Annotated in this window: 4 protein-coding genes; 1 reads left to right on the top strand and 3 read right to left on the bottom strand. The window is 51.7% G+C overall.

Going from position 1 to position 7,660, the window contains the following annotated elements; genetic code table 11:
• Window positions 1-188 precede the first annotated feature (188 nt).
• On the bottom strand, window positions 189-1,622 hold the full coding sequence (locus tag HEQ50_RS12185; RefSeq protein WP_168900768.1) for a C69 family dipeptidase: 1,434 nt from the start codon (window positions 1,620-1,622) through the stop codon (window positions 189-191).
• Window positions 1,623-1,852: 230 nt separating this feature from the next.
• On the opposite strand from HEQ50_RS12185, the gene HEQ50_RS12180 reads away from it, so the two are divergent.
• The gene (locus HEQ50_RS12180; RefSeq protein WP_168900767.1) at window positions 1,853-3,211 is read left to right on the top strand and encodes an FAD-dependent oxidoreductase; all 1,359 of its coding nucleotides are present in this window, start codon (window positions 1,853-1,855) and stop codon (window positions 3,209-3,211) included.
• 296 nt (window positions 3,212-3,507) lie between these two features.
• Here the strand turns inward: HEQ50_RS12180 and HEQ50_RS12175 are convergent, their stop codons facing one another.
• Window positions 3,508-5,631 carry a hypothetical protein gene (locus HEQ50_RS12175; protein ID WP_168900766.1) on the bottom strand — a complete coding sequence of 708 codons (2,124 nt, stop codon included), beginning with the start codon at window positions 5,629-5,631 and terminating at the stop codon, window positions 3,508-3,510.
• A gap of 241 nt (window positions 5,632-5,872) precedes the next feature.
• Window positions 5,873-7,363: a glutamate/gamma-aminobutyrate family transporter YjeM gene (gene yjeM, locus HEQ50_RS12170; RefSeq protein WP_211089333.1), complete on the bottom strand. Its 1,491-nt coding sequence runs from the start codon at window positions 7,361-7,363 to the stop codon at window positions 5,873-5,875.
• Window positions 7,364-7,660 lie beyond the last annotated feature (297 nt).

Here is a 7,660-nt window from a genome sequence, read left to right as displayed (position 1 = left end):
CGTGAATTTCGGCTCAAAGCGAGGGAAAAGACAGCACTTCGGCTTTTCCCGATCCTTCCCACAGCGATCCAGACCAAATTTGGCGAACGGTAAGGCGGTAAGTACGCGACAATCATATTATAATGGCTGTTATCCTTGTCACACCAGGATTCGTAGCTGCTTTCTATCTTTCAACCTTTAGTTTTCACTTATAAATTCTTATCCATGTTAAACGTGAGATGGGACAACGTCAGCCCTTTTTCAATCAGGTCGTTGGTAAACTTGGTTGTGACCCGACGCATATCCGCCGTCACCCGATGATTCTGGGTCGTCAGGTACGCCGTCAGCTCATCGCCACTGAGACCCGCGGCCCCCTTCAAGGCTTGGGCCACGTGCGTCCGCAGACTTTCTTTGGCAGCCGTGACGTAATCCGTATCCTGCTCGATGAAGTCAACGTAGTGGGATTCAACAATCATGGACAGCTTCCGGTACATCCAGTAAGCACTCACGTCATCCAGATGGACGGGCGTACTGCTGTAGGAATCATCCGTATCGGTGGCGTTGGCGAAGAACGGCACGTAAGGACTAAAGGCTGGAACCCCGAAACACAGCCACATGATGGCTGAACTTTCCTTGGGCACGTCGTTGCGTAGCTGAAGGACGTGGGAGTTCTGCGTCCGGTTCATGGAGATTGGCCGGAATTTCAACCGGTCAGCATCGTCACCGGGGCCCAACGGATCGTACTTGGTTTCGTTGTAGTGGGAACTCAGGATGTATTCAACGTCTTCCACACTAATCTTGTGGCTCGTCCGGCAAATGAACGGTAAGTCACTGGATTGCGGGTCCTGCTTAATCTCCGGGTTCAGACAGCGTTGGCCAAACCAGACCCGCGGCGTGTTGTAGTGCCGGTCCTTTTCGGTACTGGTCCCAAAGATGTGCCGGAAGTTCCAGCCGTCCTGATCCGGATTCAAATGATTGTCCGCGACAAATTTCTGAATCCCTTCGGAGTACATGAAGTTGTCGGGATCATCGAAGGTCACCTGTTGGATGGCCACTTGGTTGGCCGCCACCGCGTAGGCATCGTCCGGAATCCGCTGTGCCACCCAGTGATGGCCCGTGACGATTTCCATGTACCAGACTTCATCGTTGTCGGAGAACAGCACGCCGTTGCCTTCCGGGGAACCGTATTGCTTAATCAGTTTCCCCAAATACCGCACACCGTCGCGTGCCGAGTTGATGTAGGGCAGGACCAGCGTTTGCAGGGAATCTTCAGCTAACCCGTTGGCAACCAGCGGATCAAAGGCCAAGGCTTGGGGATTGCCGTAAACACTTTCGGTGGCACTCATCGCCACGTTTTGTGAATTAATGCCACTTTCGGCATACTCCCCCGTCTTGTCCGTTTCCACGTTAGGCGTCGCTAAATAACGATATCCGTCGCTGGGAATTGGCGCCGTGAAGCCGTTTTGATTGGAGACCCAGGTTCGCTTCGGTTGATCGTGCTCGGCTGGGTGCACGTAGAACCGTTGGGGTGTCAGGGCCAGGAAGGTGTCGTCATTTCTGGCGATCATCGTGGAGCCATCGACCGTTGCTTTTTTACCGACCAGTACCGTGGTACAGGCGGTTAGGTGTTTTGCTGCTTTCATACGAATGACCACTCCTCATTTAAATTTACCAAATCTAGTTTACGCCTAATCCCCGTGGAAGACTAGCTTAGCGGGAAAACGGCTTTAGAAAAATGGTAACACTTTCACAAAAGTGTTGACATTTGTCGCAGATTGTCTAAAATAAAGTTGTAATCAATTGATTCATATTTTTTTGAGATTGTTTGTGAATGTTTGTTCAATAAACAAAATTTGTCTAGGAGGCTACATTTATGAAAGTCACAGTCGTTGGTTGTACACATGCCGGTACCTTTGCCATCAAACAAATCTTAGCGGAAAATCCCGATGCGGAAGTCACCGTTTATGAACGGAACGACGTCATTTCCTTTCTGTCCTGTGGGATTGCGCTCTATCTCGGCGGGAAAGTCGCCGATCCACAAGGCCTGTTTTACTCCAGTCCCAAAGAACTCGCAGAACTCGGGGCCAACGTGCAGATGAACCATAACGTCTTAAACATCGACCCAGAAACGAAAACGGTTACAGTTGAGGACTTGAACACTCACGAACAAACGACGGCTGCTTACGATAAACTCGTGATGACGTCCGGGTCATGGCCCATCGTGCCGAAGATTCCCGGTATCGACAACGCGAAGGTCAAGCTCTGCAAGAACTGGGCGCACGCCCAAACGTTGATTGAAGAGGCTAAGAGTGCCAAACACATCACGGTCATTGGTGCCGGCTACATTGGTGCCGAATTGGCCGAAGCCTACTCCACCACCGGCCATGAGGTGACCTTGATCGATGCCATGGACCGCGTCATGCCCAAATACTTTGATCGTGAATTCACTGATGTCATCGAACAAGACTACCGCGACAACCACGTCCAACTCGCTTTGGGTGAAACGGTGGAAAGCTTTAGTGATAGCAACGATGGCCGCTTGACCATTAAGACCGATCAAGGCAGCTACAATACCGATCTGGCCATCCTGTGCATTGGTTTCCGACCAAACACGGACCTGCTTAAGGGGAAGGTCGATATGGCCAAGAACGGGGCCATCATCACCGATGACTACATGCGTTCCTCCAACCCCGACATCCTTGCGGCCGGCGATAGTGCGGCGGTTCACTACAACCCGACCCACCAAAACGCCTACATTCCACTGGCGACCAATGCCGTTCGTCAAGGGATTCTCGTGGGTAAGAACCTGATCAAGCCGACCGTTAAATACATGGGCACCCAGTCCTCATCCGGTCTCGAACTCTACGGCCGGACGATCGTATCCACGGGGCTGACGCTGGCCGCCGCGGAACAACAAGGCATTCACGCCGAACAGGTCATCGTCAAGGACAACTACCGGCCAGAATTCATGCCGACGACGGAACCCGTCCTGATGTCTCTGGTTTATAATCCAGATTCTCGTCGAATCCTCGGTGGCGCCTTAATGAGCAAGTACGACGTCTCACAATCTGCCAACACCCTCTCCGTCTGCATCCAAAACGAGAACACGATTGACGACTTGGCCATGGTCGACATGCTCTTCCAGCCTAACTTTGACCGCCCATTTAACTACCTGAACATTGTGGCTCAGGCTGCCCAAGCGCAAGCCGCTAAGTTAACCCCCGCTGAATAACCTAACTATTTCTTTAAGAGCCATTGCTCACGGTTTAACGTGATGATGGCTCTTTTTTTGCCATCGGTTTTTTCGATGATAAGCGGCGACCGTTTTATTTATCACCCGTTAACCGTTTATTCGGGATACCAGTGGCAGCCTGGCCGTTCGCATTGAACGCCAAAAAGCCCGAACGAATGGTCGCCCGGGCTCAATTTCGCTATTCGTAGTGGCGAGACTAGTGGTCGTGTCACTTCCGGTTGCGCCTAGTCCTTCGCAACACCCTTTCGTCGTCGCAACTCACGTTTTCAGTTGCCCTAGTCCGGCGTGTTGTTCAACGTCCAGGTGATGGTCGCCTCGTATTGGCCTTGAACGGCATCGCCATTCAACGACAGAACCAGGCCGGCCTCATCATCCCAGCCGCCCACGACATCCGTCACGTCATCGTTAGCGCTCGACGTGCCACTCATCACGGTCATCGGCGTGGTCGTCACGACACTCTTCTGATCGCTGTCGTAGTAGTAGAGGTCTCCCGCCAACTCGCGGCCGTCCGCCGTCGTGAATTTCGTTCCCGTCACCTGCAGGGACCACTGCGCCCCCGCTTCTCGGGTATCCAAAATCTTCACTTGCCAGTCCTTCGTCCGCTTGACCGTCTGCGCCTGACCGGTCAAGTTGGTGTCCTCAAAGGTACTGTGCGGCGAGACTTCTTGAAATACCAGTTGCCCCGGTACATTGATCGTGTAGGTCACCGTATTCGACAGGTTACCGTATGGATCTTCCACATTTAATTTCAAAGTGTTGGCCCCCGCCTTCAGTTGGCTCGCCTTGACGGTGTAATTAAATCGGCCGCTGCTATTGTCATCACCGGCTGACATTTCAAAATCCGCTTGCGCCTGACCGTTCAACGTCGGATGAACCGTCATATCCGTATTATGCAGGTTGACGCCTTCTGGAATGACCACTAAGCCCTTAAAGGTCGCATCCACGCCGGTCTCCAACTGAACACTACTTCCCGACAGTGAGAAAAGATTGAGTTCCAGAGTCGGGTTCACCGTAAAGGTTGGCGTATCCGCGGTCACCACCCCATTAACCGCTGTGAACCGACTAGTGTCCGAGGCAACCGTTGTGGCCGCCTTCAAGTCGTTGGCCTGCCCCGTAAACGAAATCGTTGCCGTCGTATTTTCAGCATTCAGGGCTTCCGTAAGGGTCAACTCCACCTGATTATCGGTCATGTTCGCCAAGCTAACACTGGCCGCCTGCCCGTTTTGGTACTGAACGGTTGCGGTCTCGTCATACGTCAGATCAGTTGGGAGTTGAATCTTAGCCGCCACATCCTTCCAGGACTGTTTACCATCGCGGTACGTCAGCCGATAGTCCAACTGGAATTTGTGCGTCCCCTTGAGGACATCGCCATTGCCCACGGTCTGTTTCGTATCCAAGTCGGTCAACGTTGTTGTGGCCTTAGCATTGACCAGCCCAGGAATCTTTTCCATCACGACTAAATTATTCTCGTAACTATCACCCGTTGCACCAGTAAAGCCCCATTGCACCTGACCCGTGTTATCCGGATCAATCTTTTTGAGATCAATATCGGCCGTCTGGCTCAGGCCGGCCTGTTCACGGCCAGTCGCTGGGTCCTTGTCGTCAAACGTGTAGGTCATCTGTTGCTGATCCGCATTCCACTCCAGTGTCAGATGATGCCAATTTCCGTTCGCCAACAGTGTGTAGTCGCCGGTAATAGCGCCTTCATGCGCTTGTGTCGCGTAGTACCCGGACGCCGGAATCGGTAGGAGTTGGGACGCCTTCACCATCTGATAGGTGCTCGCCTCACCCGGATAATTGTAGGCTAAGTGGGGGCCTGCCAATTTACCATCAAAGGAATCCGCATCCCCGGCATTGGAATAGCTCGTCGACTTATTTAAATGCGTATCGAACTCCAATGCCCAACTGTTCTGAATTGCACTTGCCGCCAGCTTATCCGTCGTTGCCTGTTTCTTATCGGTATCCACGCCCCAAACGCCCAGCGTTTCACCGGAGATGGTCTTCCCGTAAGTGGGAGTTGCGGCTAATCCCCGCGAATCATTCTGCAGGACCAACGCCATCCCATCGGCCGCTTTTTTACCGTTATTCCCAAAATACAGCCACATTGAGGCCGTTTCATTTTTAGTCAGATCAAAGGTATTGTCCGGCGTGGACCACAACGCCCCGAACTGCTTCTTCCCATTGTTCACTTTCGCCGCCTGAGTTCCCGGCGTTGACGTCTCAACGACTGCCGCCTGATTGTTCGTCGTGGTCCCTGGCGTGAAAATATTCTCCAGAGAGATCCCCTGGGGCGCCGATTTTAAGGCATTGTCGTAATCCGTATCAGCCTGAACGGCGCCGCCCCCAAGCAGGACGCTTCCCACACCGATAAATAAGCCTAACCAAGTTCGCCATTTCATCAGCAGACGCTCCTTTCCTCCCCCAAACGGTGTTGGTCCTAAATTTACTCGTCAACGTTATACTTCCTCGCTTAAAGAATATCATGATCTCATCATTTGTCGGGTGATTGGTCAAAATATCAAGTAATTCCTTCCAAAAATGACCAACCAGTATTCACCAGTGCTTCCTTGCAGGTATTCGCGTATAAAAAAAACAACGTGGTCATGCGGACCACGTTGCTATCACTTTCTATTCTGTTAACTAATCCTGCGTCGCCTTCCGTTGCCGGACGTGATACCAGATCACCCCGAGCAAGCCGAACAGGATTGGCCCGACCAGCATCCAGATGGTACTTTGAATGTCATTATTTTCCAGTACGGGTTGAATCAACGTAAAGGTGTTGGCCCCCAATACCACGATGAAGACGACCCAACTGATCACGGTCGTCCAGGCCGGCGACTTGTAGACTTCAAACGGCTTTTGAATGTCGTGATTGTGCTTGAATTTCGGAAAGGCATAAACCAAGAACAGGTACGGCAACGTCATGGACACGTTGGCCATCAACGTCAAGATGTTGTAGAAGGCCGAGGCATCCGTCGAGGCAAACGAAGCCAACAGGATAATGACAATGACCACCGCACACTGCAGCTTCATGGCGTAGCTGGGCATGTCATTTTCGTTAAGCTTCGTAAATTTCTTGGGCCACATGGATTTCGGCGTTCCCAAAATCAACGTCTTCAGTGGTGAATACGTTAACGTGAAGAAGGCCCCGGAATAAGCCAGAAACATGCCCAGTCCCGTGTACCGTGCGAACCACAGGCCAATCGTGGTACTCGTGGCGGCACTGAGACCGAGCGACTCACCTAAGACATCCCCCAGGTTCCGCATCATGACGTAACTAATATTCCCCATGTTGGTTGACGGATCGGAGAGAACCGCGTTCCAGTTCGTACTAATCCCCCAGCAGAGAATCCCGATCGCATAGCCCAATGTAATGACGATTGCCGAAATGACAATGGCTTTAGGGAACGTCTTCTCCGGATTCTTGGTCTTGTCAACCATGCCCCCGAGAACCTCGAGACCCCCGTACGCGAAGATGGCAAACACCGCAAAACTCATGATCCCCATCGGTTGTTGGTAATTGGGATGTGGTGAGGTCATAAAGTGCTGAAGGGGTTGGGCCATATGGCCATGACGCAAGGCCAACACGACGCCCGAAACGACCAACAGAATAGCATTTAGACTCATCACGGCGAGACCGCCCAGGCTGGTAACCCGGACGATCCCCTTGACCCCTTTGATAGAGACCCAGGTTACCAGAATCATCCACAGACACGACAGAATCCCAATGACTTGAGTCGCATTGAGCCCAGCGAACGCAAACTTCTGGGTTTGGTCCGTCCCAAAGAATAGCGTGGTAAAGGGAATCCACACCTTGGCCGATGTCGAGACCAGCCAGATAATGTAGGAAGCAAACCACATGAAGGTCCCAATGAACGCGAACTGGGGATTCACACTCACTTCCATCCACTGGTACATCCCACTACCCTCGTCGGATTTGATGGCCGCACCATACTCCGCCATCATCAACGCGAACGGAATAAAGAAGAGGACCGCCGCCGCTAAGTAAAATAGGATGGATGAATATCCCATTAAGAAATAGGCCACCGTACTATTCGCAAAGCCAAACACGGTGGTAAAAATCATCATGACTAACGCCATTAACGTGATTTTATTGTTATTTTCCGCCATTATATTTCTCCCCAAACCTTTTAAACTGCCCAATTGAAGGCGCTTTTATCAGTTTATCTGAGGGACAATACAATCCCCTGTTAATTCAGTAATAACCTGCTTAAATTTTCGTGTGATAGTTCAGTTTTTTCTCATGCAACTGATGGGCCAATTGACAAGGCCGCGGCACATTCCCACCAAATAAAAAAGGCGTGGCCCTGAAGTGAGCCCTTAAAGTTGGACACAGAATTTACGCTGCTTGCTGGATGGTGAGTTCCCGGTACTTTTCCGGGGACTTGCCATCCAGTTTTGTTTTGA

Source organism: Lactobacillus sp. HBUAS51381, assembly GCF_012641095.1.
GTDB lineage: Bacteria > Bacillota > Bacilli > Lactobacillales > Lactobacillaceae > Levilactobacillus.
The sequence above is the reverse complement of the archived record's forward strand: the minus strand, read 5'-3'. Positions and strand labels throughout refer to the sequence as shown.

What these genes read in the sequence shown, in the direction of transcription:
- HEQ50_RS12185 (WP_168900768.1), bottom strand. Translation starts at nt 1,622, where the DNA reads ATGAAAGCAGCAAAACACCTAACCGCCTGTACCACGGTACTGGTCGGT.
- HEQ50_RS12180 (WP_168900767.1), top strand. Translation starts at nt 1,853, where the DNA reads ATGAAAGTCACAGTCGTTGGTTGTACACATGCCGGTACCTTTGCCATC.
- HEQ50_RS12175 (WP_168900766.1), bottom strand. Translation starts at nt 5,631, where the DNA reads ATGAAATGGCGAACTTGGTTAGGCTTATTTATCGGTGTGGGAAGCGTC.
- yjeM (WP_211089333.1), bottom strand. Translation starts at nt 7,363, where the DNA reads ATGGCGGAAAATAACAATAAAATCACGTTAATGGCGTTAGTCATGATG.